At 70.8% G+C, this 25674-nt stretch carries 19 protein-coding genes; 16 read left to right on the top strand and 3 right to left on the bottom strand.

What is annotated here, in order from left to right; genetic code table 11:
* Nucleotides 1-4: 4 nt before the first annotated feature.
* Genes AMK11_RS10020 through nuoN form a run of 13 tightly spaced genes read left to right on the top strand, consistent with a single transcriptional unit; the run spans nucleotide 5 to nucleotide 15747 of the window.
* Nucleotides 5-559 (top strand): NuoB/complex I 20 kDa subunit family protein, encoded by a 555-nt coding sequence (locus tag AMK11_RS10020; RefSeq protein WP_010041554.1) that lies wholly within the window; start codon nucleotides 5-7, stop codon nucleotides 557-559.
* Entirely contained in the window at nucleotides 556-1332 is a 777-nt protein-coding gene (locus tag AMK11_RS10015) for an NADH-quinone oxidoreductase subunit C (protein WP_073725322.1), read from the top strand. The genes AMK11_RS10020 and AMK11_RS10015 overlap by 4 nt, the downstream gene beginning before the upstream one ends.
* Nucleotides 1329-2651, top strand: coding sequence for an NADH-quinone oxidoreductase subunit D (locus tag AMK11_RS10010; RefSeq protein WP_073725320.1), 1323 nt, complete (start codon nucleotides 1329-1331; stop codon nucleotides 2649-2651). The genes AMK11_RS10015 and AMK11_RS10010 overlap by 4 nt, the downstream gene beginning before the upstream one ends.
* Entirely contained in the window at nucleotides 2648-3520 is an 873-nt protein-coding gene (nuoE, locus tag AMK11_RS10005) for an NADH-quinone oxidoreductase subunit NuoE (protein ID WP_073725318.1), read from the top strand. The genes AMK11_RS10010 and nuoE overlap by 4 nt, the downstream gene beginning before the upstream one ends.
* Nucleotides 3517-4866 carry an NADH-quinone oxidoreductase subunit NuoF gene (gene nuoF, locus AMK11_RS10000; RefSeq protein ID WP_198941326.1) on the top strand — a complete coding sequence of 450 codons (1350 nt, stop codon included), beginning with the start codon at nucleotides 3517-3519 and terminating at the stop codon, nucleotides 4864-4866. Before nuoE ends, nuoF begins: the two co-directional genes overlap by 4 nt.
* The gene (locus tag AMK11_RS09995) at nucleotides 4863-7367 is read left to right on the top strand and encodes an NADH-quinone oxidoreductase subunit G (RefSeq protein ID WP_073725314.1); all 2505 of its coding nucleotides are present in this window, start codon (nucleotides 4863-4865) and stop codon (nucleotides 7365-7367) included. The genes nuoF and AMK11_RS09995 overlap by 4 nt, the downstream gene beginning before the upstream one ends.
* The gene (gene nuoH, locus AMK11_RS09990) at nucleotides 7364-8752 is read left to right on the top strand and encodes an NADH-quinone oxidoreductase subunit NuoH (RefSeq protein ID WP_073725312.1); all 1389 of its coding nucleotides are present in this window, start codon (nucleotides 7364-7366) and stop codon (nucleotides 8750-8752) included. The genes AMK11_RS09995 and nuoH overlap by 4 nt, the downstream gene beginning before the upstream one ends.
* Nucleotides 8745-9386, top strand: coding sequence for an NADH-quinone oxidoreductase subunit NuoI (gene nuoI, locus AMK11_RS09985; RefSeq protein ID WP_073725310.1), 642 nt, complete (start codon nucleotides 8745-8747; stop codon nucleotides 9384-9386). Before nuoH ends, nuoI begins: the two co-directional genes overlap by 8 nt.
* The gene (locus AMK11_RS09980; RefSeq protein WP_073725308.1) at nucleotides 9383-10240 is read left to right on the top strand and encodes an NADH-quinone oxidoreductase subunit J; all 858 of its coding nucleotides are present in this window, start codon (nucleotides 9383-9385) and stop codon (nucleotides 10238-10240) included. The genes nuoI and AMK11_RS09980 overlap by 4 nt, the downstream gene beginning before the upstream one ends.
* A complete protein-coding gene (gene nuoK, locus AMK11_RS09975; RefSeq protein WP_037929353.1) occupies nucleotides 10237-10536 on the top strand; it encodes an NADH-quinone oxidoreductase subunit NuoK in 300 nt (99 codons plus the stop codon). The genes AMK11_RS09980 and nuoK overlap by 4 nt, the downstream gene beginning before the upstream one ends.
* 14 nt (nucleotides 10537-10550) lie before the next feature.
* Nucleotides 10551-12515 (top strand): NADH-quinone oxidoreductase subunit L, encoded by a 1965-nt coding sequence (gene nuoL, locus AMK11_RS09970; RefSeq protein ID WP_073725306.1) that lies wholly within the window; start codon nucleotides 10551-10553, stop codon nucleotides 12513-12515.
* A 5-nt stretch (nucleotides 12516-12520) separates the two neighbouring features.
* On the top strand, nucleotides 12521-14092 hold the full coding sequence (locus tag AMK11_RS09965; protein ID WP_073725304.1) for an NADH-quinone oxidoreductase subunit M: 1572 nt from the start codon (nucleotides 12521-12523) through the stop codon (nucleotides 14090-14092).
* Nucleotides 14089-15747 (top strand): NADH-quinone oxidoreductase subunit NuoN, encoded by a 1659-nt coding sequence (gene nuoN, locus AMK11_RS09960; RefSeq protein ID WP_073725302.1) that lies wholly within the window; start codon nucleotides 14089-14091, stop codon nucleotides 15745-15747. The genes AMK11_RS09965 and nuoN overlap by 4 nt, the downstream gene beginning before the upstream one ends.
* 82 nt (nucleotides 15748-15829) lie before the next feature.
* Here the strand turns inward: nuoN and AMK11_RS09955 are convergent, their stop codons facing one another.
* Nucleotides 15830-16441, bottom strand: a complete 612-nt coding sequence (locus AMK11_RS09955; RefSeq protein ID WP_383582671.1) for a Uma2 family endonuclease — start codon at nucleotides 16439-16441, stop codon at nucleotides 15830-15832.
* A gap of 190 nt (nucleotides 16442-16631) precedes the next feature.
* Here AMK11_RS09955 and recQ point away from each other — a divergent pair, with 190 nt between their 5' ends.
* Nucleotides 16632-18641 (top strand): DNA helicase RecQ, encoded by a 2010-nt coding sequence (gene recQ, locus AMK11_RS09950; protein ID WP_073725298.1) that lies wholly within the window; start codon nucleotides 16632-16634, stop codon nucleotides 18639-18641.
* A gap of 55 nt (nucleotides 18642-18696) precedes the next feature.
* Here the strand turns inward: recQ and AMK11_RS09945 are convergent, their stop codons facing one another.
* Complete coding sequence (locus AMK11_RS09945; RefSeq protein WP_073725296.1) at nucleotides 18697-19635, bottom strand: M56 family metallopeptidase; 939 nt, start codon at nucleotides 19633-19635, stop codon at nucleotides 18697-18699.
* 515 nt (nucleotides 19636-20150) lie between these two features.
* Nucleotides 20151-21383 (bottom strand): fumarylacetoacetase, encoded by a 1233-nt coding sequence (fahA, locus tag AMK11_RS09940; RefSeq protein ID WP_073725294.1) that lies wholly within the window; start codon nucleotides 21381-21383, stop codon nucleotides 20151-20153.
* A 477-nt stretch (nucleotides 21384-21860) separates the two neighbouring features.
* On the opposite strand from fahA, the gene AMK11_RS09935 reads away from it, so the two are divergent.
* On the top strand, nucleotides 21861-23030 hold the full coding sequence (locus tag AMK11_RS09935; RefSeq protein WP_073725292.1) for a DegT/DnrJ/EryC1/StrS family aminotransferase: 1170 nt from the start codon (nucleotides 21861-21863) through the stop codon (nucleotides 23028-23030).
* Nucleotides 23023-25569 carry a lipopolysaccharide biosynthesis protein gene (locus AMK11_RS09930; protein ID WP_073725290.1) on the top strand — a complete coding sequence of 849 codons (2547 nt, stop codon included), beginning with the start codon at nucleotides 23023-23025 and terminating at the stop codon, nucleotides 25567-25569. Before AMK11_RS09935 ends, AMK11_RS09930 begins: the two co-directional genes overlap by 8 nt.
* The last annotated feature ends 105 nt before the right edge of the window (nucleotides 25570-25674 follow it).

Raw genomic sequence — 25674 nt, 5'->3', positions numbered from 1 at the left:
TGACATGGGACTCGAAGAAAAACTGCCGAGCGGCTTCCTGCTGACCACCGTCGAGCAGGCCGCGGGCTGGGTGCGCAAGTCGTCCGTCTTCCCCGCCACGTTCGGCCTCGCCTGCTGTGCCATCGAGATGATGACCACCGGCGCCGGCCGCTACGACCTGGCGCGCTTCGGCATGGAGGTCTTCCGCGGATCGCCGCGGCAGGCGGACCTGATGATCGTCGCGGGCCGCGTGAGCCAGAAGATGGCGCCGGTGCTGCGGCAGGTCTACGACCAGATGCCGAACCCGAAATGGGTGATCTCCATGGGGGTCTGCGCCTCCTCGGGCGGCATGTTCAACAACTACGCGATCGTCCAGGGCGTCGACCACATCGTCCCGGTCGACATCTACCTCCCGGGCTGCCCGCCGCGGCCCGAGATGCTGATGGACGCCATCCTCAAGCTCCACCAGAAGATCCAGACCTCCAAGCTCGGCGTGAACGCCGAGGAGGCGGCCCGCGAGGCGGAGGAGGCGGCGCTCAAGGCCCTGCCCACGATCGAGATGAAGGGGCTGCTGCGGTGAGCGACGCGAACAACACCGCGGATGACAAGAACAACACCCCGGGTGACGCGAACGGTGTGAACCCCGAGAAGGACCTGTCCGCCGAGAACCTCCCCGGTCAGCGCGGCCAGGGCGGCGAGGAGATCCGCGTCCAGCGCGGCATGTTCGGCGCCGCGGGCGGCGGCGACACCTCCGGTTACGGCGGCCTGGTCCGCTCCGTCCGGCTCCCCGGACCGGCGAGCCGGCCCTACGGCGGCTGGTTCGACGAGGTCGCCGACGAACTCGAGGGCGCGCTGGAGGAGCAGGGACTCCTGCCCGACAACGCCATCGAGAAGACGGTCGTGGACCGCGACGAGCTGACCTTCCACATCGAGCGCGAGCACCTGGTCCGCGTCGCCCGCACCCTGCGCGACGACCCGGCCCTGCGCTTCGAACTGTGCACCGGCGTCAGCGGCGTCCACTACCCGAACGACAAGGGCCGCGAGCTGCACGCCGTCTACCACCTGCGCTCGATCACCCACAACCGGCTGATCCGGCTGGAGGTCAGCGCGCCCGACGGCGACCCGCACATCCCGTCGCTCTTCTCGGTCTATCCGACGAACGACTGGCACGAGCGCGAGACGTACGACTTCTTCGGCATCGTCTTCGACGGCCACCCGGCGCTGACGCGGATCATGATGCCGGACGACTGGCAGGGCTTTCCGCAGCGCAAGGACTACCCCCTCGGCGGCATCCCCGTCGAGTACAAGGGCGCCCAGATCCCGGCTCCGGACCAGCGGAGGTCGTACTCATGAGCACTTCGCACGCCTCCCCTCGCGAGACCACCGAGGGCACGGTCTACACGGTCACCGGCGGCGACTGGGACGAGGTCGTCCAGGCCGCGGCCCGCGCCGACGACGAGCGCATCGTCGTCAACATGGGGCCGCAGCACCCCTCCACCCACGGTGTGCTCCGCCTGATCCTGGAGATCGACGGCGAGACGGTCACCGAGGCCCGCTGCGGCATCGGCTACCTGCACACCGGCATCGAGAAGAACCTCGAGTACCGGACGTGGACCCAGGGCACCACCTTCGTGACGCGCATGGACTACCTGACGCCGTTCTTCAACGAGACGGCGTACTGCCTGGGCGTCGAGAAGCTCCTCGGCATCGAGGACCAGATCCCGGACCGGGCCACGATCATCCGGGTCCTGCTCATGGAGCTGAACCGGCTCTCCTCCCACCTGGTGTGCGTCGCCACCGGTGGCATGGAGCTCGGCGCCACCACCGTCATGATCTACGGCTTCCGCGATCGTGAACTGATTCTCGACGTCTACGAGCTGATCACCGGCCTGCGGATGAACCACGCGTACATCCGCCCGGGCGGACTCGCCCAGGACCTGCCGCCCGGCGCGGTCGACCAGGTCCGCGAGCTGGTGAAGAAGCTGAAGAAGAACCTCCCGGAGTACGACAAGCTCTTCACCGGGAACCCCATCTTCAAGGCCCGCATGCAGGACGTCGGCTACCTGGACCTGGCCGGCTGCATGGCCCTGGGCGCCACCGGCCCGGTCCTGCGCTCCACCGGCCTGCCGCACGACCTGCGCAAGACCCAGCCGTACTGCGGCTACGAGACGTACGACTTCGACGTCCCGACCGCCGACACCTGCGACTCCTACGGCCGCTTCCTGATCCGGCTGGAGGAGATGCGCCAGTCGCTGCGCATCGTCGAGCAGTGCCTGGACCGGCTCCAGCCCGGCCCGGTCATGGTCGCCGACAAGAAGATCGCCTGGCCCGCCCAGCTCGCCCTGGGACCGGACGGACTGGGCAACTCCCTCGACCACATCAAGAAGATCATGGGCACCTCCATGGAGGCCCTGATCCACCACTTCAAGCTGGTCACCGAGGGCTTCCGCGTGCCGCCGGGACAGGCGTACACGGCGGTCGAGTCGCCCAAGGGCGAGCTCGGGGTGCACGTCGTGTCCGACGGCGGCACCCGCCCCTACCGGGTCCACTTCCGCGACCCGTCCTTCACCAACCTGCAGGCCATGGCGGCGATGTGCGAGGGCGGCCAGGTCGCCGACGTCATCGTGGCCGTGGCGTCCATCGACCCCGTGATGGGAGGCGTCGACCGGTGACCACCTCTTCTTCGGAGCGGGGCGTCAGCCTGGGCATGCCGGAACTGCCCGCGCCCGCCTACCCGGACGACGTCCGGGCCCGGCTGGAGACCGACGCGCGTGAGATCATCGCCCGCTACCCGGACTCCCGGTCCGCCCTCCTGCCCCTGCTGCACCTCGTGCAGTCCGAGGAGGGGCACGTCACGCGCACCGGTATGCAGTTCTGCGCGGACATGCTGGACCTCACCACGGCCGAGGTCACCGCGGTCGCCACCTTCTACACCATGTACCGGCGCGGGCCGAGCGGCGACTACCAGGTCGGCGTCTGCACCAACACGCTGTGCGCGGTGATGGGCGGCGACGCCATCTTCGAGTCCCTCCAGGAACACCTGGGCGTCGGCAACGGCGAGACCACCGAGGACGGCAAGGTCACCCTGGAGCACATCGAGTGCAATGCGGCCTGCGACTTCGCGCCGGTCGTGATGGTCAACTGGGAGTTCTTCGACAACCAGACCCCGGCGAGCGTCAGGCGCCTCGTGGACGACCTGCGCGCGGGACGGCCGGTGACGCCCACGCGCGGTGCGCCGCTGTGCACCTTCAAGGAGACCGCCCGGATCCTGGCGGGCTTCCCCGACGAGCGGGACGGCGCCGTCGCGGCCGGCGGCAGCGCGGGTCCCGCCTCCCTGGCCGGGCTCAAGCTGGCCAAGGGCGAGGCGTCCGCCGCACGCGTGGTGCACCCGCGGGACGGCGGACCGCACGACGCACCGCAGGACCGGGCCGTGCACGACCCGTCCCCGACGGAACACCTGAGCTCGCACGACGCGCCGCAGGACACATCGGCATCCGACCCTTCCCACCCGGCAGGGCCTACCGCCGAGGAGGGGGAGTGATGACCGTGGCAGCCGAGATCAAGGGCACCAGTCCGGAGAAGCTGCTCGCACCCGTGCTGTCGGCCTTCTGGGACGAGGACGAGTCCTGGACTCTGGACGTCTACCGGAGGCACGAGGGGTACGAGGGGCTCCGCAAGGCGCTGGCGATGTCGCCGGACGACCTGATCGCGTACGTCAAGGACTCGGGTCTGCGCGGACGCGGCGGCGCGGGGTTCCCGACGGGGATGAAATGGCAGTTCATTCCCCAGGGAGATGGCAAGCCTCACTATCTAGTTGTCAACGCCGACGAGTCGGAGCCGGGGACCTGCAAGGACATCCCGCTCCTCTTCGCGAACCCGCACAGCCTCATCGAGGGCATCGTCATCGCGTGTTACGCCATCAGGTCTTCGCATGCCTTCATCTATCTGCGTGGTGAAGTCGTCCCAGTGCTGCGGCGGTTGCACGAGGCCGTGCGCGAGGCCTACGCGGCCGGCTTCCTCGGCGAGAACATCCTGGGCAGCGGACTCGACCTCGAACTCACCGTGCACGCGGGCGCTGGCGCGTACATCTGCGGTGAGGAGACCGCACTGCTCGACTCGCTCGAAGGCCGCCGGGGTCAACCGCGGCTCCGTCCCCCCTTCCCTGCTGTGGCCGGCCTCTATGCCTGCCCGACTGTGGTGAATAACGTCGAATCCATCGCTTCAGTTCCCGCGATCCTGAACAAGGGCAAGGACTGGTTCAGGTCGATGGGCAGCGAGAAGTCCCCGGGCTTCACGCTCTACTCCCTCAGCGGCCACGTCGCGGGCCCCGGCCAGTACGAGGCCCCGCTCGGCATCACGCTGCGCCAGCTCCTCGACATGAGCGGCGGCATGCGCCCGGGCCACCGCCTCAAGTTCTGGACGCCGGGCGGCTCCTCGACGCCGATGTTCACCGACGAGCACCTCGACGTCCCCCTCGACTACGAGGGAGTCGGCGCCGCCGGTTCCATGCTCGGCACCAAGGCGCTCCAGTGCTTCGACGAGACGACCTGCGTCGTGCGGGCCGTCACCCGCTGGACCGAGTTCTACGCCCACGAGTCCTGCGGCAAGTGCACGCCGTGCCGCGAGGGCACGTACTGGCTCGTGCAGCTGCTGCGCGACATCGAGGCGGGCAAGGGCGTGATGTCCGACCTCGACAAGCTGAACGACATCGCCGACAACATCAACGGCAAGTCCTTCTGCGCCCTCGGCGACGGTGCCGCCTCGCCGATCTTCTCCTCACTCAAGTACTTCCGCGAGGAGTACGAGCAGCACATCACGGGCCGCGGCTGTCCCTTCGACCCGGCCAAGTCGACGGCCTGGGCCGACCGCACGGAGGTGAACGCATGACCGTGACCACCAATGCTCCCTCGGGTGGGGGAGAGGCGGCGGTCCCGCCGGAGGACCTCGTAACGCTGACGATCGACGGCGCCGAGATCAGCGTGCCCAAGGGCACCCTGGTCATCCGGGCCGCCGAACAGCTCGGCATCGAGATCCCCCGGTTCTGCGACCACCCCCTCCTCGACCCGGCCGGCGCCTGCCGCCAGTGCATCGTCGAGGTCGAGGGCCAGCGCAAGCCCATGGCCTCCTGCACCATCACCTGCACCGACGGCATGGTGGTGAAGACCCACCTGACCTCGCCCGTCGCGGAGAAGGCCCAGCACGGTGTGATGGAGCTGCTGCTCATCAACCACCCGCTGGACTGCCCGGTCTGCGACAAGGGCGGCGAGTGCCCGCTGCAGAACCAGGCGATGTCGCACGGCCAGGCGGACTCCCGCTTCGAGGGAAAGAAGCGGACGTACGAGAAGCCCGTGCCGATCTCCACGCAGGTGCTGCTCGACCGTGAGCGGTGCGTGCTGTGCGCCCGTTGCACCCGGTTCTCCAACCAGGTCGCGGGCGACCCGATGATCGAGCTGATCGAGCGGGGCGCGCTCCAGCAGGTCGGCACCGGTGAGGGCGACCCCTTCGAGTCGTACTTCTCCGGCAACACCATCCAGATCTGCCCGGTCGGCGCGCTCACCTCGGCGGCGTACCGGTTCCGCTCCCGCCCCTTCGACCTGATCTCCTCGCCGTCGGTGTGCGAGCACTGCTCCGGCGGCTGCGCGACCCGCACCGACCACCGGCGCGGCAAGGTCATGCGGCGCCTGGCGGCCAACGAGCCCGAGGTCAACGAGGAGTGGATCTGCGACAAGGGCCGCTTCGGCTTCCGGTACGCGCAGCAGCGGGACCGGCTGACGACGCCGCTGGTGCGAGGCGCCGAGGGCGAGCTGGAGCCGGCCTCCTGGCCGGAGGCCCTGCAGATCGCCGCGCAGGGACTGCTCGCGTCGAAGGGCCGGACCGGTGTCCTGGCCGGCGGGCGGCTCACCGTGGAGGACGCCTACGCGTACAGCAAGTTCGCACGCGTGGCGCTCGACACCAACGACATCGACTTCCGCGCGCGCGTGCACAGCACCGAGGAGGCCGACTTCCTGGCCTCCAGGGTCGCCGGACGCGGCCGAGACCTCGACGGCACGGGAGTCACGTACACCGCGCTGCAGAAGGCGCCCGCCGTCCTGCTGGTCGGGTTCGAGTCCGAGGAGGAGGCACCCGGCGTCTTCCTGCGGCTGCGCAAGGCCTGGCGCAAGCACGGGCAGAAGGTCTTCTCGCTGGCCACGCACGCCACGCGCGGCCTGGAGAAGGCCGGCGGCACCCTGCTGCCGGCCGCTCCCGGCACCGAGACCGAGTGGCTGGACGCCCTCGCGAGCGGCGTCGGCCTGGAGGACGGTGGCACCCAGGCCGCCGAGGCACTGCGCGCCGAGGGCGCCGTGATCGTCGTGGGCGAGCGGCTGGCGTCCGTGGCCGGGGGCCTCACCGCCGCCGTACGGACCGCTTCCGCGACCGGCGCGCGGCTGGTGTGGATCCCGCGCCGGGCCGGGGAGCGCGGCGCCATCGAGGCGGGGGCGCTGCCCTCGCTGCTGCCGGGCGGTCGCCCGGCGACCGACCCGCGCGCGCGTGAGGAGGTCGCCGCGGTCTGGGGACTGGCCGACCTCCCGCACCGCTACGGCCGCGACACCGGTGAGATCGTCGAGGCCGCCGCCCGGGGTGAGCTCCAGGCGCTGCTCGTGGCGGGAGTGGAGGTCGCGGACCTGCCCGATCCGGCACGCGCGCGTGCCGCACTCGCGGAGGCCGGGTTCGTGGTCTCCCTGGAGCTGCGGCCCAGCGAGGTCACCGAGAAGGCCGACGTCGTCCTGCCGGTCGCCGCGGTCGCCGAGAAGGCCGGGACCTTCCTCGACTGGGAGGGCCGGGTGCGTTTCTTCGAGGCCGCGCTCAAGCCCGACCAGATGACCCGCCGCCTCGCCCCCACCGACGCCCGCGTCCTGCAGATGCTGGCCGACGCCATGGACGTGCACCTGGGTCTGCCGGACCTGCGCACCACCCGCGCGGAGATCGACCGGCTCGGCGCCTGGGACGGGCCGCGGGCCGGCGAACCGCTGTACACCGCGGGCGCGCTGCCCCGGCCGGCCGCCGGTGAGGCGGTACTGGCCGGGCACCGGCTGCTGCTCGACCGGGGGCTGCTGCAGCAGGGCGACGAGGCGCTGGCCGGCACCCGGCACGCCGCACGCGCGCGGGTGTCCGCCGCCACCGCCGCCGAGGCCGGCGTCAAGGACGGCGACCTCCTGGCCGTCACCGGACCCGCCGGTGCCGTCGAATTCCCGCTCCAGATCACCGAGATGCCCGACCGGGTGGTCTGGCTCCCGCTGAACTCGGCCGGCAACGGCGTCGCCTCCGACGCCGGGGTGCTGCCCGGGACCCTCGTCCGCATCGGTCCGGCCACGCTCGCGGGCGAGGCCCCCAAGGAGGTGGAGGCATGAGCCCGTACCTCGCCGCTGAAGACCTCTCGATGTTCGGCACCGACCCGTGGTGGCTGGTCGTCGTCAAGGCGGTCTTCTGCTTCGCCTTCCTGATGGTGACCGTGCTGTTCTCCATCGTGTGGGAGCGCAAGGTCGTCGCCTGGATGCAGCTGCGCATCGGCCCCAACCGGCACGGCCCCTGGGGCATGCTCCAGTCGCTCGCCGACGGCATCAAGCTGATGCTCAAGGAAGACGTCGTCGTCAAGCGCGCCGACAAGGCCGTGTACATCCTCGCGCCGATCGTCGCGGCCATTCCGGCCTTCATGGCGATCGCGGTGATCCCCTTCGGGCCCGCCGGCAACGAGGTCTCGATCTTCGGCCACCGCACCGCGATGCAGCTCACCGACCTGCCGATCGCCATGCTGTTCATCCTGGCGGTCGCCTCGGTCGGCATCTACGGCATCGTGCTCGCCGGCTGGAGCTCCGGATCGACGTACCCGCTCCTCGGCGGCCTGCGCTCCTGCGCGCAGATGATCTCCTACGAGATCGCGATGGGCGCCGCGTTCGCCTCGGTCTTCCTCTACTCCGGGTCGATGTCGACGTCGGAGATCGTCGCCCAGCAGAGCGACCGCTGGTACATCGTGCTGCTGCCGGTCTCCTTCATCCTCTACATCGTCACCATGGTCGGCGAGACCAACCGCGCCCCCTTCGACATGCCGGAGTCCGAGGGCGACCTGGTGGGCGGCTTCAACACCGAGTACTCGTCGATCAAGTTCGCGATGTTCATGCTCGCCGAGTACGTGAACATGGTGACGGTCTCTGCGGTCGCCACCACACTCTTCCTCGGAGGCTGGCGGGCACCATGGCCGGTCAGCACCTTCTGGGAGGGCGCCAACCACGGCTGGTGGCCGCTGCTCTGGTTCGTCGTCAAGGTGCAGCTGCTGCTGTTCTTCTTCATCTGGCTGCGCGGCACGCTCCCGCGCGTCCGCTACGACCAGCTGATGAAGCTCGGCTGGAAGGTCCTCATCCCGGTCTCCCTGGTCTGGCTGATGCTCGTGGCGACCGTGCGGGCCCTGCGCAACGAGAACTACGAGTTCACCGACATCGCCCTCTACGTCGGCGGCGGCGTCCTGGTCCTGCTGGTGCTGTCCTTCGTCGTCGACATGTACCGCGAGAAGGGCAAGCGGGCCGAGGCCCCGCCCGAGGAACCGGCCGCCTTCGACCCGATGGCGGGCGGGTTCCCCGTACCGCCGTTGCCCGGGCAGGAGCTGCCGCCGGTGCCCAGGCGCCGTTCGCGCCGGGAGCGAGAGCTGATTGTCAGTGGTGGGCCCGATACTCACAGTGACGGATCTACGGGTGGATCTGCGGGCGGATCTACGGATGGAAAGGAGGCGTCCGATGGCTGAGGAACCCAAGGAGACCGACCCCGGTTTCCTGAACCCCGTGGCCGGCTTCGGTGTGACCTTCAAGGCCATGTTCAAGAAGCGGCTGACCGAGCAGTACCCGGAGCAGCAGAAGACCACCGCTCCGCGCTTCCACGGACGGCACCAGCTCAACCGCCATCCGGACGGACTGGAGAAGTGCGTCGGCTGCGAGCTGTGCGCCTGGGCGTGTCCCGCCGACGCGATCTACGTGGAGGGCGCGGACAACACCGACGAGGAGCGCTACTCGCCGGGCGAGCGGTACGGGCGCGTCTACCAGATCAACTACGCTCGCTGCATCCTGTGCGGCCTGTGCATCGAGGCGTGCCCCACGCGCGCGCTGACGATGACCAACGATTTCGAGCTGGCCGACTCCAGTCGCGCCAACCTCATCTTCACCAAGGACCAGCTCCTGGCCGGCCTGGAGGAGGGCATGGTCGACTCGCCCCACGCCATCTACCCGGGCACGGACGAGCAGGACTACTACCGGGGCCTGGTGACCGAGGCCGCGCCCGGCACCGTCCAGCAGGTCGCGCACTCCAAGGGAGAGGTCGTCCAGGAGGGCGACTCGACCTTCGGCGGGACCGAGCCGGCGTCGGAGGAGGTGATCCGCCGATGACCGGGCAACTCGCCGCGGCGGCGACTCTCTCCGCCGGCACCTCGACCGGAGAGGCCGTCCAGTTCTGGATCCTCGGCACCGTCGCGGTGATCGGCGCCCTGTGCACCGTCTTCATGAAGAAGGCAGTGCACAGCGCGCTCTGCCTCGCCGGAACCATGATCATCCTGGCGGTGTTCTACCTCGCCAACGGTGCCTATTTCCTCGGCGTGGTGCAGATCATCGTCTACACCGGCGCGATCATGATGCTGTTCCTGTTCGTGGTGATGCTCGTCGGCGTCACCGCGGCGGACTCCCTGAAGGAGACCATCAAGGGCCAGCGCTGGCTGGCTCTGCTTTCCGGGCTCGGCTTCGGCATCCTGCTGATCGGCGGCATCGGCAACGCCTCGGTCAGCGAGTTCACCGGCCTCGGCCAGGCGAACGCGAACGGCAACGTGGAGGGACTCGCGTCCCTCATCTTCACCAAGTACGTCTTCGCCTTCGAGATCACCGGCGCCCTGCTCATCACGGCCGCCGTCGGCGCCATGGTGCTCACCCACCGCGAGCGCACCGAACGGGCCGCGACCCAGCGGGAGCTGGCCGAGAAGCGCGTCCGCGAGGGCAAGTACCTGCCGCCGCTGCCCGCACCCGGCGTCTACGCCCGGCACAACGCGGTCGACATCGCGGGCCTGCTGCCCGACGGCACCCCCTCCGAGCTCACCGTCAGCAAGACGCTCCGCGACCGGGGACAGGTCCGCGACGTGTCGACGGACGCGCTCAACGACCTCAAGGCCCTGGAACAGCGTGCCGAGGAGCGCCTGGAGCGCACGGCGGTCGAGCCGGCCAACTTCAAGCGGTCCGAGGAGGCGTCGAAGTGAACCCGGTGAACTACCTCTATCTCGCGGCCCTGTTGTTCACGATCGGCGCCACCGGCGTGCTGATCAGGCGCAACGCGATCGTGGTCTTCATGTGCGTCGAGCTGATGCTCAACGCGTGCAACCTCGCGTTCGTCGCCTTCTCCCGCATGCACGGCAATCTCGACGGCCAGGTCATCGCCTTCTTCACGATGGTTGTCGCCGCCGCGGAGGTCGTGGTCGGGCTCGCGATCATCGTGTCCCTGTTCCGTTCCCGCCACTCGGCCTCGGTCGACGACGCCAGCCTGATGAAGCTGTGAGGGGTCGCTGAATCGTGGAGAATTTGATTGCGCTGCTGGTGGCGGCGCCCTTGCTCGGAGCGGCGGTCCTGCTGTGCGGCGGACGCCGCCTGGACGCCGTCGGCCATTGGATCGGCACGGTGCTGGCCGCCGCCTCCTTCGTGATCGGCGTCGTCCTCTTCGCCGACATGCTCGGCGCCGGCGCCGAGGACCGCACCCTGACGCAGCACCTGTTCAGCTGGATCCCGGTGGAGGGCTTCCAGGCCGACGTCGCCTTCCGGCTCGACCAGCTGTCCATGACGTTCGTGCTGCTGATCACCGGCGTCGGTTCGCTCATCCACCTGTACTCGATCGGGTACATGGAGCACGATGAGCGCCGCCGCCGCTTCTTCGGTTATCTGAACCTGTTCCTCGCGGCGATGCTGATCCTCGTGCTCGCCGACAACTACCTGCTGCTGTACGTCGGCTGGGAGGGTGTCGGTCTCGCCTCCTACCTGCTGATCGGCTTCTGGCAGCACAAGCCCAGCGCCGCCACCGCCGCGAAGAAGGCCTTCCTGGTCAACCGCGTCGGCGACATGGGCCTGTCCATCGCGATCATGCTGATGTTCCTGTGGTTCGGCACCTTCGCCTTCGGGCCGGTGCTCGGCGGTCACGGGGAGGCCGGGCTCGCGGGCTCGGCCGACGAGGGCAAGCTCACCGCGATCGCCCTGATGCTGCTGCTCGCCGCCTGCGGCAAGTCCGCCCAGGTGCCGCTGCAGTCCTGGCTCGGGGACGCGATGGAGGGCCCGACCCCGGTCTCGGCCCTCATCCATGCCGCGACCATGGTGACGGCGGGCGTGTACCTGATCGTCCGCTCGGGAGCCATCTTCAACGGCGCGCCCGACGCACAGCTCGTCGTCACCATCGTCGGCGCGGTCACGCTGCTGTTCGGTGCGATCGTCGGTTGCGCCAAGGACGACATCAAGAAGGCACTGGCCGGCTCGACCATGTCGCAGATCGGCTACATGGTCCTGGCGGCCGGTCTCGGCCCGATCGGCTACGTGTTCGCGATCATGCACCTGGTGACGCACGGCTTCTTCAAGGCCGGACTGTTCCTCGGCGCCGGTTCGGTCATGCACGGCATGAACGACGAGGTCGACATGCGCCGCTACGGCGGACTGCGCAAGTACATGCCGGTCACCTTCATCACCTTCGGCCTCGGCTACCTCGCCATCATCGGTTTCCCGGGCTTGTCCGGCTTCTTCTCCAAGGACAAGATCATCGAGTCGGCGTTCGCCAAGGGCGGCACCGAGGGCTGGATCCTCGGCGCCTGCGCCCTGCTGGGCGCCGCCATCACGGCGTACTACATGACGCGCGTGATGCTGATGACCTTCTTCGGCGAGGAGCGCTGGCGCAACGCCCCGACGCCGTCGCCGGCCCAGCCGGACGTGGAGCCCGCCGCCGAGACGCGCGGTGAGTACACCCCGCCGCACCCGCACGAGTCCCCGAAGAGCATGACGATCCCGATGATCGTGCTGGCCGTCGGCTCGGTGTTCGGCGGCGCGTTCTTCAGCATCGGCGACCGTTTCGTGCACTGGCTCGAGCCCATCACCGGGCACGACCACGGCCATGCGCCGATCAGCGCCCTGACCGTCACCGTCTCGACGGTCGCCGTGATGGTCATCGGCGTCGCGGTCGCCTGGGCGCAGTACGGCCGCCGTCCGGTCCCGGCCGTCGCTCCGCGCGGATCGCTGCTCACCCGGGCCGCCCGGCGTGACCTGCTCCAGGACGACTTCAACCACGTCGTACTGGTCCGCGGCGGAGAGCACCTGACGCGCTCCCTGGTCTACGTTGACCACACCCTGGTCGACGGCGTGGTCAACGGCACGGCGGCCTCGGTCGGCGGCCTGTCCGGGCGGATGCGCAAGCTGCAGAACGGGTTCGCGCGCAGTTACGCGGTCTCGATGTTCGGCGGTGCGGCGGTCCTCGTCGCCGCGACCCTGCTGATGAGGGCGGTCTGATACCGATGTCCTTTCCCCTGCTGACAGTCACGGCGGCCCTCCCGGCCGTCGGGGCCATCGCCACCGCCGCGGTGCCGGCCGCGAAACGCACCGCGGCCAAATGGCTGGCGCTGCTGTTCTCGCTGGCGACCCTGGCCCTGGCGATCGCGGTACTGGTCCGCTTCGACCCCGGCGGCGACCGCTACCAGCTCACCGAGTCGCACTCCTGGATCGCGGACTTCGGAGTCCGGTACGAACTGGGCGTGGACGGCATCGCGGTGGCGCTGATCGCCCTGACCGCCCTGCTGATCCCGTTCATCATCCTGGCGGGCTGGCACGACGCCGACCCGTTGGAGACCGGCAGCAGCCGCTGGCGGCCGACCCAGGGCTTCTTCGCCCTGATCCTGCTGGTCGAGGCGATGGTGATCCTCTCCTTCGAGGCCACCGACGTCTTCCTCTTCTACATCTTCTTCGAAGCCATGCTCATCCCGATGTACTTCCTCATCGGCGGCTTCGGGGACCGTGCCCACCAGCACGGTGAGAAGACGGCGGCGACCCAGCGGTCGTACGCGGCGGTGAAGTTCCTCCTCTACAACCTGGCCGGCGGTCTGATCATGCTGGCCGCGGTGATCGGCCTCTACGTGGTCGCGGGGAACTTCTCCCTCACCGAGATCGCCCAGGCGAGGGCCAACGGCGAGCTCGAGATGGCGACCAGCACCGAGCGCTGGCTCTTCCTCGGCTTCTTCTTCGCGTTCGCGGTGAAGGCGCCGCTGTGGCCACTGCACACCTGGCTGCCCAACGCCATGCAGGAGTCGACCGCGCCGGTCGCCGTGCTCATCACGGCGGTCGTCGACAAGGTGGGCACCTTCGCGATGCTCCGCTTCTGCCTCCAGCTCTTCCCGGAGGCCAGCAAGTGGGCGACGCCGGTGATCCTCGTCCTGGCCGTCATCAGCATCATCTACGGGGCGTTGCTCGCGGTCGGACAGCGCGACATCAAGCGGCTGATCGCCTACGCGTCGATCTCGCACTTCGGCTTCATCATCATGGGCATCTTCGCGATGACCAGCCAGGGCCAGTCCGGCGCGACGCTCTACATGGTCAACCACGGCATCTCCACCGCCGTCCTGATGCTGATCGCCGGTTTCCTGATCTCGCGGCGCGGCTCGCGGCTCATCGCCGACTACGGAGGAGTGCAGAAGGTCGCCCCGGTGCTCGCCGGTACCTTCCTGATCGGCGGACTGGCGACCCTGTCCCTGCCGGGGCTGGCGCCGTTCATCAGCGAGTTCCTGGTCCTGGTCGGCACCTTCACGCGCTATCCGGTGATCGGCATCATCGCCACCTTCGGCATCGTGCTCGCCGCGCTCTACACCCTCGTCCTCTACCAGCGGACGATGACGGGCCCGGTGAAGCCGGAGGTGTCGGCGATGCCCGACCTGCGGGTGCGGGAGCTGGTGGTCGTGGCACCGCTGGTGGCGCTGCTGATCTTCCTGGGCGTCTTCCCGAAGCCCCTTACGGACATCGTCAACCCGGCGGTGGAGCAGACCATGTCCGACGTACAGAAGAAGGACCCCCAGCCTGAGGTGGAGGCGGCCAAGTGAGCGCAACAGCCGTCCACAGCCTGTGGACAACGGCGGCGACGGCGGCCGACCCGATCGGCAAGATCGACGCGCCGAAGATCGAGTACGGGCAGCTGTCGCCCACCCTGATCATCCTCGGCGCGGCGATCATCGGCATCCTGATCGAGGCCTTCGTGCCGCGCAGGGCCCGCTACCACGTGCAGATGTTCCTGTCCGTCGTCGCGCTCGTCGCCGCCTTCGCCGCGGTCGTCGCGCTCGCGGCGGGCGGATACGGCACGACCAAGGCGGGCATCGCGGCGATGGGAGCCATCGCCGTCGACGGTCCGGCCCTGTTCCTGCAGGGCACGATCCTGCTGGTGGCGCTGGTCGGCCTGTTCACCTTCGCCGAGCGGCGGCTCGACCCGGAGGCGCACGGCAACCGGGTCGACTCCTTCGCCGCGCAGGCCGCGGCCGTGCCGGGCAGCGAGAGCGAGCAGAAGGCGGTCAAGGCCGGCTTCACCACGACGGAGGTCTTCCCGCTCCTCCTCTTCGCCGTCGCCGGCATGCTGATCTTCCCGGCGGCCAACGACCTCCTGCTGCTCTTCGTGGCCCTGGAGGTCTTCTCCCTCCCGCTGTACCTGCTGTGCGCGCTGGCCCGCCGCAAGCGGCTCATGTCGCAGGAAGCGGCGGTCAAGTACTTCCTGCTCGGCGCGTTCGCCTCGGCCTTCACCCTGTTCGGCATCGCGCTGCTCTACGGCTACGCGGGCTCCATGTCGTACGGCACGATCGCCTCGGTCGTCGACGGCACCGTGCAGAACGTCACTCCGGCGCTCGCCGACACCATGGGTAACGACGCGCTGCTGCTCGTCGGGTCCGCGCTGATCGTCATGGGCCTGCTGTTCAAGGTGGGCGCGGTGCCGTTCCACATGTGGACGCCGGACGTGTACCAGGGCGCGCCGACGCCGGTCACCGGCTTCATGGCGGCGGCGACCAAGGTGGCCGCCTTCGGCGCCCTGCTCCGCATCCTGTACGTCGTCCTGCCCGGCCTGCGCTGGGACTGGCGGCCGGTGATGTGGGCCGTGGCGATCGTCACCATGCTGGCGGGCGCGATCGTCGCGATCACGCAGACCGACATCAAGCGGCTGCTGGCGTACTCGTCGATCGCGCACGCGGGCTTCATCCTCGCCGGTGTCATCGCGACCACGCCGGAGGGCATCTCGTCCGTCCTCTTCTACCTGGCCGCGTACTCCTTCGTCACGATCGGCGCCTTCGCGGTGGTGACGCTGGTGCGCGACGCGGGGGGCGAGGCGACGCACCTGTCGAAGTGGGCCGGGCTCGGGCGCAGGTCACCGCTGGTGGCGGCCGTGTTCGCGGTGTTCCTGCTGGCCTTCGCGGGCATCCCGCTGACCTCCGGGTTCTCCGGCAAGTTCGCCGTCTTCAAGGCGGCGGCGGAGGGCGGCGCGGCCCCGCTGGTCGTGATCGGCGTGATCTCGTCGGCGATCGCGGCGTTCTTCTACATCCGCGTGATCGTGCTGATGTTCTTCAGCGAACCGCGCCCGGAGGGCCCGACGGTCGCGGTGCCGTCACCGCTGACGATGACGGCGATCGGTGTCGGGGTCGCGGTGACGGTGGTGCTCGGCGTGGCGCCGCAGTACTTCCTGGACCTGGCGGGACAGGCGGGGGTGTTCGTGCGCTGACACGGCGCTCGCCGGTTCGGACACGGCGGCGGCCCGGCATCCCGCAGGAGGGCAGCCGGGCCGCCGCCGTGTGCGCAGTGGGTCACTCGCCGCCGCGGCGCGCTTTGATGGCCGTCAGGTCCAGGTCCAGCGGGAAGGGCGCGCTCAGCTTCATGCGCTCACGGAAGATGCCGACGGCGACGTACGCCCCGGTGGCGGGCTCCAGCTCGAAGGCGTAGACGACGGCGAGACCCTTCTCGTTCTCCACCCGCCAGTAGTGGGCGATGCCCGCCCGGGCGTACTTCAGGGGCTTGGTCTCGCGGTCGCGGGAGACGGAGTCCGGCGAGACGACCTCCACGGTCAGTACGACAGCTGACGCCGGGACGCGCGTCTGGTCGGGACTTGTCAGCGCTTCTTCCCGCAGCACCAGCACGTCCGGCTCCGGCCTGTTCTGCCGGTCCACGTCGATGGTGAACCTGCACAGGACGTCGAGCCCTTGTGTTGCGGCTGCCGAGAGCTGCCGGCCGAAGAAGGACGTTGCCCGTTCGTGGAAGGTCGTCTGAGGGCAGGGGAAGACAAGTCCGGCATCGATCAGCTGCGTATGCGCCGGAAGGCTGGGGAGGCGGTCCAGATCGTCAGCGGTCCAGCCCTCGGGAGGAGGGGCCGGCCACTTTGTGGGTGAGACCTCGGATGCCACTCTGTGCGTCCCAGCGATAGGAGTGTCGGTTGTCACGCAAGGGTATCCAGTCGTGACGCTCGGCGATGGACGAAGCCTGTGGATAACTCCGGCGCTGTCGGCGCGGACCCCTATCGTTGAGGCAGTGGTCGGGACAGGGCGGACCAGATGGACAGGACGGACCCAGAAGGCCCGGACAGGCAAGGCAGGACGTACGGGGGACCAGGCGATGGGTGGGACGGGTGTGATCGGCGAGATGGCAGAGACAGCACAGATGACCGGCGTGGGCGGTGAGGCGCTGGCCGCGCTGCACCGGGTCTTCGGGTACGAGGCCTTCCGCGGCGAGCAGGAAGCGGTCGTCGACCACGTGATCGCGGGCGGCGACGCCGTCGTGCTCATGCCGACCGGCGGCGGAAAGTCCCTGTGCTACCAGATTCCGTCCCTGGTCCGGCCCGGCACGGGCATCGTGGTCTCGCCGCTGATCGCGCTGATGCAGGACCAGGTGGACGCGCTGAGGGCGCTCGGTGTGCGGGCCGGGTTCATGAACTCCACGCAGGACTTCGACGAGCGGCGCGTGGTGGAGGCAGAGTTCCTCGCCGGCGAGCTGGACCTGCTGTACCTGGCGCCCGAGCGGCTGCGGCTGGAGGGCACCCTCGACCTGCTCTCCCGGGGCAAGATCTCCCTCTTCGCGATCGACGAGGCCCACTGCGTCTCGCAGTGGGGCCACGACTTCCGGCCCGACTACCTGGCCCTGTCCCTGCTCGGTGAGCGCTGGCCGGACGTGCCCCGGCTCGCGCTCACGGCGACGGCCACGCACGCCACGCACCGCGAGATCACCGAGCGGCTGAACATGCCGACGGCGCGGCACTTCGTGGCCAGTTTCGACCGGCCCAACATCCAGTACCGGATCGTGCCGAAGTCCGACCCCAAGAAGCAGCTCCTGAGCTTCCTGCGCGAGGAGCACCCGGGCGACGCGGGCATCGTCTACTGCCTCTCGCGCAACTCCGTCGAGAAGACCGCCGAGTTCCTCTCCCGCAACGGCGTCGAGGCGGTCCCGTACCACGCGGGTCTGGACGCGGGCACCCGCGCGGCGCACCAGTCGAGGTTCCTGCGGGAGGAGGGCCTGGTGGTCGTCGCGACCATCGCCTTCGGCATGGGCATCGACAAGCCGGACGTACGGTTCGTCGCCCACCTCGACCTCCCGAAGTCGGTCGAGGGCTACTACCAGGAGACCGGCCGCGCGGGGCGGGACGGCCTGCCTTCCACGGCCTGGATGGCGTACGGACTCAACGACGTCATACAGCAGCGCAAGCTGATCCAGTCCGGTGAGGGCGACGAGGCGTTCCGGCGCCGGGCGCAGTCCCACCTGGACGCGATGCTCGCGCTGTGCGAGACCGCCCAGTGCCGCCGCGGCCAGCTCCTCGCCTACTTCGGGCAGGAGCCCGCCCCGGCCGGCTGCGGCAACTGCGACACCTGCCTCACCCCGCCGGAGACCTGGGACGGCACGGTCGCGGCGCAGAAGGTGCTGTCGACGGTGGTACGGCTGAAGCGGGAGCGCGGGCAGAAGTTCGGCGCGGGGCAGATCATCGACATCCTGCTGGGCAAGCGCACGGCCAAGGTGATCCAGTTCGACCACGACCAGCTCTCCGTGTTCGGCATCGGCGAGGAGCTGACCGAGGGCGAGTGGCGCGGTGTCGCCCGGCAGCTGCTGGCCCAGGGCCTGCTCGCCGTCGAGGGCGAGTACGGCACGCTGGTGCTGACCGAGGCCAGTGGGGAGGTCCTGCGCCGGGAGCGGGAGGTGCCGCTGCGCAAGGAGCCCAAGAAGCCGGCTGCGGCACGGGCGTCGGGCGGCGGACGAGGCGACCGCAAGGCCAAGGCCGCCGCCGCCGAACTGCCACCGGAACTGGTTTCCGCCTTCGAGGCGCTGCGCGCCTGGCGCGCGGAGCAGGCGCGGGAGCAGGGCGTCCCGGCGTACGTCATCTTCCACGACGCCACGCTCCGGGAGATCGCCACCGCCTGGCCCACCTCGGTCGGGCAGCTCGGAGGCATCAGCGGGGTGGGTGAGAAGAAGCTGGCGACGTACGGGGAGGGCGTGCTGGCCGTGCTGGCGGCGCAGGAAGGGCCTGCCGTCGCGGCGGATCCCGCCCCGGGCCGTCCGTCGGCCGGTTCCGGCTCCGACCCGGGTGCGGACGACTGGCCGGAGATGGAGCCCGAGCCGGAGCCGGACGACTGGATATAGGGGCGGACGGCGGCGACCGGCCGCTGGTCGCCCGTCGCTCCCGTTGAGACGGGCCCTACGCCAGCGCCGTCAGCCCGGGAGCGAAGGTGATCAGCAGGGGGACGAGGGGCACGAGAGCGGCCGTCGCCGTGGTCAGGGCCCGGTGACGAGGCGTCAGGCGAGGCGGCGGTTCGAGGAGGCGGTCCACCCGCTCGCCGAGGAGGCGGTGGCTGGAGGCGCAGGACAGGACGCCCCGGTGCTGGTTCAGCTCGATCAAAGCCAGGGCCGTGGTCAGGTGGCCGCAGCGGCGTGAGGCGGTGTCGTCGGCGGCCAGTTCGACCAGGCGGTGGGTCTGGTCGCAGAAGTGGGCGAAGAGGGGGACTCGGGGGAAGCCGGTGGCCAGTGCGGTGGACAGGTGCAGCAGCCAGTCGTGGCGGGCGCGGGCGTGGCCGCGCTCGTGGGTGAGGACGGCGTCGAGCTGGTGGTCGGTGAGACGCTGCAGGGCGCCGGTGGTGACGATCAGCTGGGGCGGGCTGCCCGGCATCCACCAGGCGTCCGGGTACTCGTCCTCCAGGACCAGCAGAGGGCCGCGGGCGGCGGGGAGCCCGGCGGGCAGATCGGGGGCGCGCTCGCGCAGGTGGGCGCGGGACTGGGCACGGCGTCGGCGGGCCTCGACGAGTTCGCGGGCGAGCATGGCGGTCGTCCATGCGGCGCCGCCGGCCAGCAGCAGGGTGAGGGCGGCGGCCCAGGGCGGGCCGGCGGAGAGGTTGTAAGCGGCGGTCACCGCGGGCGGCGCCGGCGCGAAGAGCTGGGCGCGGACCGTCCCGAAGATCGCGGCGGCCCCGAGCACGAGTGCCGTCAGGCAGCACAGCAGGACGGTGGCGACCAGGCACTGCCACACCCACAGGGCGACGACCGGGTCGCGTTCGGGCCACGCGGACCGGGTCAGCGCGCGCGGTACCGGTACCGCGGCGGTCACGGCGACGACGAACAGCAGGAGCAGGCAGAGGGTCATGCCACGGGCTCCGGATCCTGGTCGGAAGGGCGGCTCTGGCTGTGGTGCGGTGGTGGTGGGCGGTGCCGGGGCTTCGGCGGGCCCCGGTGGCCCGGTGGGAGGCTGCTGTCACGGGTGCGGACACGCCGTGCCGCGCACACCGCCCGACGCCAGTATGACGGTGACGGGCGGTGTGAGTCAGTCCCCGGCGGGCAACCGATCCGGCGCATCGCGTCACACCGCATCGCACCGCATCGCGGCGCCGCCAGCGCGACCATCGGGCCGACGCGCGGTGAGGCTGCCGCCCGCGCGGATGCCGGGGCTTCGGCGGCCTGCCGTCTGCGGGAGTGCCGGAGTTCGCGACGGGGGCAGCGCACGCGCGAACACCGGGCCTTGCGACGGGCTGCCGTCCGCCGCGAGTGCGGGAGCCTGCGGCGGAACTGCCGTCCGCGCGCATACCGGGCCGGTGCGACGGGGGCGGTGCCCGCGCGGGTGCGGGGCGCTCGCGGGGCTGCCGTCCGTGGGTGGCGCGTGGGCTACCGGCCGGTGCGCGGTGCGGCGATCCGGCCGGTCACCTCGCCCAGACCCACCCGGACGCCGTCCGGGCCAGGTGCCCAGGCCGACAGGGTCACCACGTCCCCGTCCTCCAGGAACGTCCGCTTGCCGTCGGGGAGTTCCAGCGGGTCGCGGCCGTTCCAGGTCAGTTCCAGCAAGGAGCCGCGTTCCCGCTCCGTGGGACCGCTCACCGTGCCGGAGCCGTAGAGGTCGCCGGTGCGCAGGGAGGCGCCGTTGACGGTCATGTGGGCCAGTTGCTGGGCGGCTGTCCAGTACATGGTGGAGAACGGGGGTTCGGAAACGACATGGTCGTTGATCGTGACGGTGATCCGCAGGTCGTAGCCTCCGGGCTCGTCCAGTTCCGGGTCGGTGTCGTCGAGGTAGGGCAGCAGCTCGTGAGTGCGCTCCGGCGGCGCCACCCGTGCCTCCTCCAGGGCGTCCAGCGGCGTGATCCAGGCCGACACCGACGTGGCGAACGACTTGCCGAGGAAGGGGCCGAGGGGGACGTACTCCCAGGCCTGGACGTCCCGCGCGGACCAGTCGTTGAGGAGGCACAGCCCGAAGACGTGCTCGCGGAAGTCGCCGAGCGGCACCGGGTCGCCCGGCTCGGACGGCACACCCACCACGAAGCCGACCTCGGCCTCGATGTCCAGGCGTACGGACGGGCCGAAGACGGGTGCGGCGTCGGCCGGGGCCTTGCGCTGTCCGCACGGGCGTACGACGTCCGTGCCGGACACGACGACCGTGCCGGAGCGGCCGTGGTAGCCGATGGGGAGGTGTTTCCAGTTGGGGGTGAGGGAGTCGGCGGCGTCGGGACGGAAGATCTGGCCGACGTTCCGGGCGTGGTTCTCGGAGGCGTAGAAGTCGACGTAGTCCGCGACCTCGAAGGGCAGGTGGAGGGTCACCGACGAGAGGGGGTGGAAGAGAGGCTCCAGGGTCTCGCGGTGGGCGGGGACCGTCACCCAGGCGGTCAGGGCGCGCCGCACGTCGGACCAGGCGGTGCGGCCGGCCGCCAGCAGCGGGTTGAGGGTGGGCCGCGCGAGCAGGGAGGCGTACGGCGAGCCGAGCGCGTGGGCCGCTGCGCCGGCGTCGAGGACGTGGTCGCCGAGCCGGACGCCCACCGTCCGGTCCTGCGTGCCGGGGATCGAGAACACGCCGTACGGGAGGTTGTGCGGGCCGAAGGGGTCGCCCTCGGGGACATCGAAGGGGGGCATCGGGTGCTGCCTCGCTTTCGTGCTCGCCATGTGCGCCGTGCGCGCCGGGTGTGCCACGTGGTTCGTGGGCCGGGCCACACGTTACGGGTGTCATACCGGTGTTGGGCAGTGCATCGGGAGGTGGCGGTGCGTGGCGAGCAGAGTGCGCGCAGGTGTGCTGACGTGCGGGGAGTGGTCCGGCGGCCGGTGCGGGAGACGGGGAGAGTGGTTGTTGGGGCGGTGCCTCGGCAGTCGGCGCGCGCCCGCGTGGACGCGGGGAAATGTTGCGCTCCGCTTCCGTTTGAGTGCGGGAAGTTGTCCACAGGCCGGTACGCAATCTTGACGGAGCGGTGCGAACAGGGCGACTCTGGGCGGGTGCTGGAAGGCCTCGGGGAGGGGGCCTTCAATGGCACACCAGGGGGGCGGATGGCCATTGGGGAGGCCGGTCCGGGTTCGGTGCGGGATGGTTCGCAGCCGAAGAAGCGGCTGGAAGGGACCATGCGCGGCCGACTCGGCCGGGAATGCGTGTACGTACCGTCGTGCCGTTTCGGGCTGTACGCGGCACTGCGTCACTGGTGCCCGCCGGGCGGCCGGGTGCTGATGTCACCGGTCAACGACGACGTCATCTTCTTCGTGGTGCTCGCAGCCGGACTCCGGCCGGTGCAGGCCCCGTTGAAGCCGTCGGACGCGTCCATCGACATCGATGCCGTGCCCGAGGACGTGTGGGGTTCCCTGTCCGCCGTACTGACGACGAACCTGTACGGGAACCCGGACCCGGCCCCCGGTCTGCGGGCCCGTTGCGACGCGCTCGGCATCCCGCTGTTCGAGGACGCCGCGCACGCCATCGGCAGCGAGGTGGGTGGCCGGCCGGTCGGCTCCTGGGGCGACGCCTCCGTTTTCAGCCTGTCCAAGCACGTCGGCGCCAAGGCCGGAGGCATCCTCGCGTTCGCCGACCCGGGATTGCGGGAGGCGCTGGAGAAGGCCTGCGACGATCTGCTGCTGCCGCGCCGCACGACGGCCGAACTCGCCTACGCCGTACGGCCGTACGCGGAGACCGTCGTGCGCGGACTGCGGTTGCGGCGAGCCGCCTGGGCCACGATGCGGATGCTGGGCCTGATGGAGCGCGAGGAGATCCGGATGCCGCTGCGTCCGGAGGAGCTGACCCGCGCGGTCGCCTCGGCTCCCGACCTGGACGCCCACGACTCCTGGGTCCGCGTCGACATGCACGACTACCGGTTGCGGGCCGGCCGGTTCCGGCTCGGGCGCATCGGGCGCAGGCTCGACCGGCTGGACGACGTCCTCGCGGACTGCCGGGCGGGTACGGAACTGCTGTTGTCGACCCGCTGGGGACAGCCCGCGGGCGGACAAGCGCGGGCTCCCGTCCAGCCGTTGTTCCGGGTGCCGCTGCTCGTGGCGGACCGGGACGCGGCGGTACGTGCGCTGGCCCGGCGCGGCATCGTCGTCGGCTACCTCTACGACCCGCCGCTGGACGACTACGCGGGCGCGGCCTTCACCGACCCGTCCCCGTCGCCCGAGGGCGCGCGCTGGTTCGCGCGGCACGCGCTGCCGGTGGACCCGCTGCGGGCCCGTTCGGTGGTCGCGGCGCTGGAGGAGTCCGGGGTGGGGCCCGCCGAGGCGCCGGAAGGGCTGGTTCCGTCCGGTGGCTGAGACGCAGGTCCACGAGACGGCCGCGGCATCCGCGGGCGGCGGCCCGACGCCGGCCGGGCGCGGACGCGGCGGCGACTCGCTCTTCAAGAACGCCTACTTCCTCATGCTCAGCACCGGCGTCTCCGCCGTGCTCGGCCTCGGCTTCTGGCTCGTGGCCGCCCGCTACTACTCGGAGGAGGCGGTCGGGCAGGGCTCCGCCGCCATCGCCGCGATGCGGCTGCTCGCCAGCATCACGGCGACCACGATGATCGGCGCCGTCGTCCGATTCGTGCCACGGGCCGGCCGTGCGACCGGGCCCCTGGTGTGGCGGGCGTACGCGGCCAGCTCGGTGGTCGTCGCCCTCGCCGCGGTCGTCTTCCTGCTCACCCTCGACCTGTGGGGCGCGTCCTACGCCCCGCTGGGCACCGCGGAGGCGGGGGCCCTGTTCGTCGCGGCCTGCGTGGCGTGGGCCCTGCTCACCCTCCAGGACGGTGTGCTGACCGGGCTGCGCAAGGCGGAGTGGGTGCCCGCCGGGAACGCCGTGTTCTCGGTCGGGAAGCTGATCCTGCTCGCCGTCTTCGCCACCGCGTTGCCGGTGCTCGGCATCTTCGTGTCCTGGGCCGTGGCCATCGCTTTCTCCACCCTGCCGCTCGGCTGGCTGATCTTCCGCAGGCTCATCCCGCGCCAGGCCGCCGCCGACCACGACGTGGAGCCGCCCAAGGTCCGCGAGATGGGACGGTTCCTGGCCGGGGACTCGCTGGGCGCGCTGTTCAGCCTGGCGATGATCAACCTGCTGCCGGTGATGGTCGCGGTCAACTTCAGCGCCGCGGAGAACGGCTACTTCTACGTGGCCTACACCGTCGGCGGCACCATGGAGTTCATGGCCATCAACATGGCCTCCTCCCTCACCGCGCACGCCTCGCACGACCCGCGCCGCCTCGCCGACGGCGTCCGCGGAGCGCTGCGCCGCATGACGCTGCTGCTGGTGCCGGTCGTCCTCTTCCTGGTCGCCTTCGCCCCACAGATCCTCACGCCCTTCGACGACGGCTACGCCGAACACGGCTCCACGGTGCTGCGGCTGCTCGCCATCGGGGCCCTGCCGCGCATCGTGGTCGAGTTGTACATCGGCGTACTGCGCGTCCAGGGCCGCACCGGCGCACTGGCCGCCGTGCAGGGCACCATGTGCGTCCTGGTGCTGGGCAGCGCGGCGATGCTGTTCACACCGGCCGGGATCGCGGGCGCCGGCTGGGCGGTGCTGGGCGGCATGACCGTGGTCGCCATCGGCTGTGTGCCCGGACTGCGTGCCGTCCTGCGAGGCGGCGACGGGGGCGGGCGTCGCCCCGGAGGGAGCGGGGGGCCGGACGCGCTCCCCGCCGGCACCGCGACGCGAACCGGCGGCGAGCCGGGCCCCGGTGCGGCGTACGGCACTCGCTGGGCCCGGCTGAACGCCACCGCGGGGTACGGCACCAACTGGGCGCGGCGGGCGGCGTACGAGCACGGGCAGACCGACGACGCGGTGCGGGAGGACACGGTCGCCCTGTTCATAGGGCGTCCCGGGTACGAACGGGAGGCCTTGGAGGCGGACACCCTCGCGGTGATCGTCCGGCGGCCACGGGACGCCGGCGCGGAGCCCGGGACCGAGCCGGACGCCGACCCCCGGCCCGCGCCCGAGACCGACTCCGGGCCCGCGCCCGAGACCGACTCCGGGCCCGCGCCCGAGACCGAGCCGGGGTCCCGTCCGGACGCGGAGATAAAGCCTGAAGGTGAGTACGCGCCCGCGGTCGGCGCTGAGCATCCCGCCCCTTCACGCGCCGAGGCTGGCGCGTCCGCCGCGGACTTCGGCGACGACTTCCCCGACGACGGGGCGGCGGGCGGCGACGGGATCGGGGCCGTCCCCGAGCGGCTCCTGCGTCCTGCCCTGTGGCTGTTGCTCGGCATCGCCACCGTCGTCCTCCTGGTCGCGTCGCGCGAACTTCCGTGGCTGGGCGCCGGCGTGACCGAGGCCGAACTCACGGGCCGGGAGCTGCTGCGGGAACTGCCCCTGTCTGCGCTCGTCGCCGGAGCGGTGCTGCTCGTGGTGTTCGTGGCCTCGGTGACGTTGTGCGTGGCGACCGACCCGCGGCTGCCCGGCGCCGCGCTGGGTGCCGCCGTCCTCACCCTGCACGCGGCACCCGTGGCCCTCGGCCGGGAACCGGAGGCGGTCGGTGGGACGTTCTATACCGAGACGGCCGGTTTTCTGGCGGAAGCGGCGGGGCTCGACGGGCCCGCCCCGCTGCTCCGCTGGGCGCCGCTCGTCCTGCAGTTGCTGTGTCTCGTACCGCTGTGGCTGCTCCTCGCGAAGGCGGGTGGCCGGCTGCCGTGGCAGGGGCGCTGGGGGGTTCTGTATCTCGCCGCGGTGGGGGGCTGGGTCTGGCGCGCCGAGCTCGCGCCGCTCGCGCCGCCGCTGCTGCTGCTGCTCGTCCTCGCCGTCGTGCTCCTGTCGCTCCGCCGCCCCGCCCTGACGACGGACATGACACAGCCCGCGCACCACACCAGACCGAACGACACGTCCAGGGACTGATCAAGCGCAGAGCCGAATCGCCAGGGGGGAACCGTCGTGCGTCCGCCAGCAACTCCACGGGAGAGATCCGTACCAGAGCCCGTGCCCGGGCAGGAAAACCCGGAC

The organism is Streptomyces sp. CB02414 (assembly GCF_001905385.1).
GTDB lineage: Bacteria > Actinomycetota > Actinomycetes > Streptomycetales > Streptomycetaceae > Streptomyces.
The sequence above is the reverse complement of the archived record's forward strand: the minus strand, read 5'-3'. Positions and strand labels throughout refer to the sequence as shown.

Bases quoted from the DNA above. Each gene is read 5' to 3' on its own strand.
- nuoI (WP_073725310.1), top strand. From the start codon at position 8,745: ATGGCTGAGGAACCCAAGGAGACCGACCCCGGTTTCCTGAACCCCGTG.
- AMK11_RS09965 (WP_073725304.1), top strand. From the start codon at position 12,521: ATGTCCTTTCCCCTGCTGACAGTCACGGCGGCCCTCCCGGCCGTCGGG.
- AMK11_RS09980 (WP_073725308.1), top strand. From the start codon at position 9,383: ATGACCGGGCAACTCGCCGCGGCGGCGACTCTCTCCGCCGGCACCTCG.
- AMK11_RS10010 (WP_073725320.1), top strand. From the start codon at position 1,329: ATGAGCACTTCGCACGCCTCCCCTCGCGAGACCACCGAGGGCACGGTC.
- fahA (WP_073725294.1), bottom strand. From the start codon at position 21,383: ATGCCCCCCTTCGATGTCCCCGAGGGCGACCCCTTCGGCCCGCACAAC.
- AMK11_RS10020 (WP_010041554.1), top strand. From the start codon at position 5: ATGGGACTCGAAGAAAAACTGCCGAGCGGCTTCCTGCTGACCACCGTC.
- nuoH (WP_073725312.1), top strand. From the start codon at position 7,364: ATGAGCCCGTACCTCGCCGCTGAAGACCTCTCGATGTTCGGCACCGAC.
- recQ (WP_073725298.1), top strand. From the start codon at position 16,632: ATGGGTGGGACGGGTGTGATCGGCGAGATGGCAGAGACAGCACAGATG.
- AMK11_RS09935 (WP_073725292.1), top strand. From the start codon at position 21,861: ATGCGCGGCCGACTCGGCCGGGAATGCGTGTACGTACCGTCGTGCCGT.
- AMK11_RS09945 (WP_073725296.1), bottom strand. From the start codon at position 19,635: ATGACCCTCTGCCTGCTCCTGCTGTTCGTCGTCGCCGTGACCGCCGCG.
- AMK11_RS09995 (WP_073725314.1), top strand. From the start codon at position 4,863: ATGACCGTGACCACCAATGCTCCCTCGGGTGGGGGAGAGGCGGCGGTC.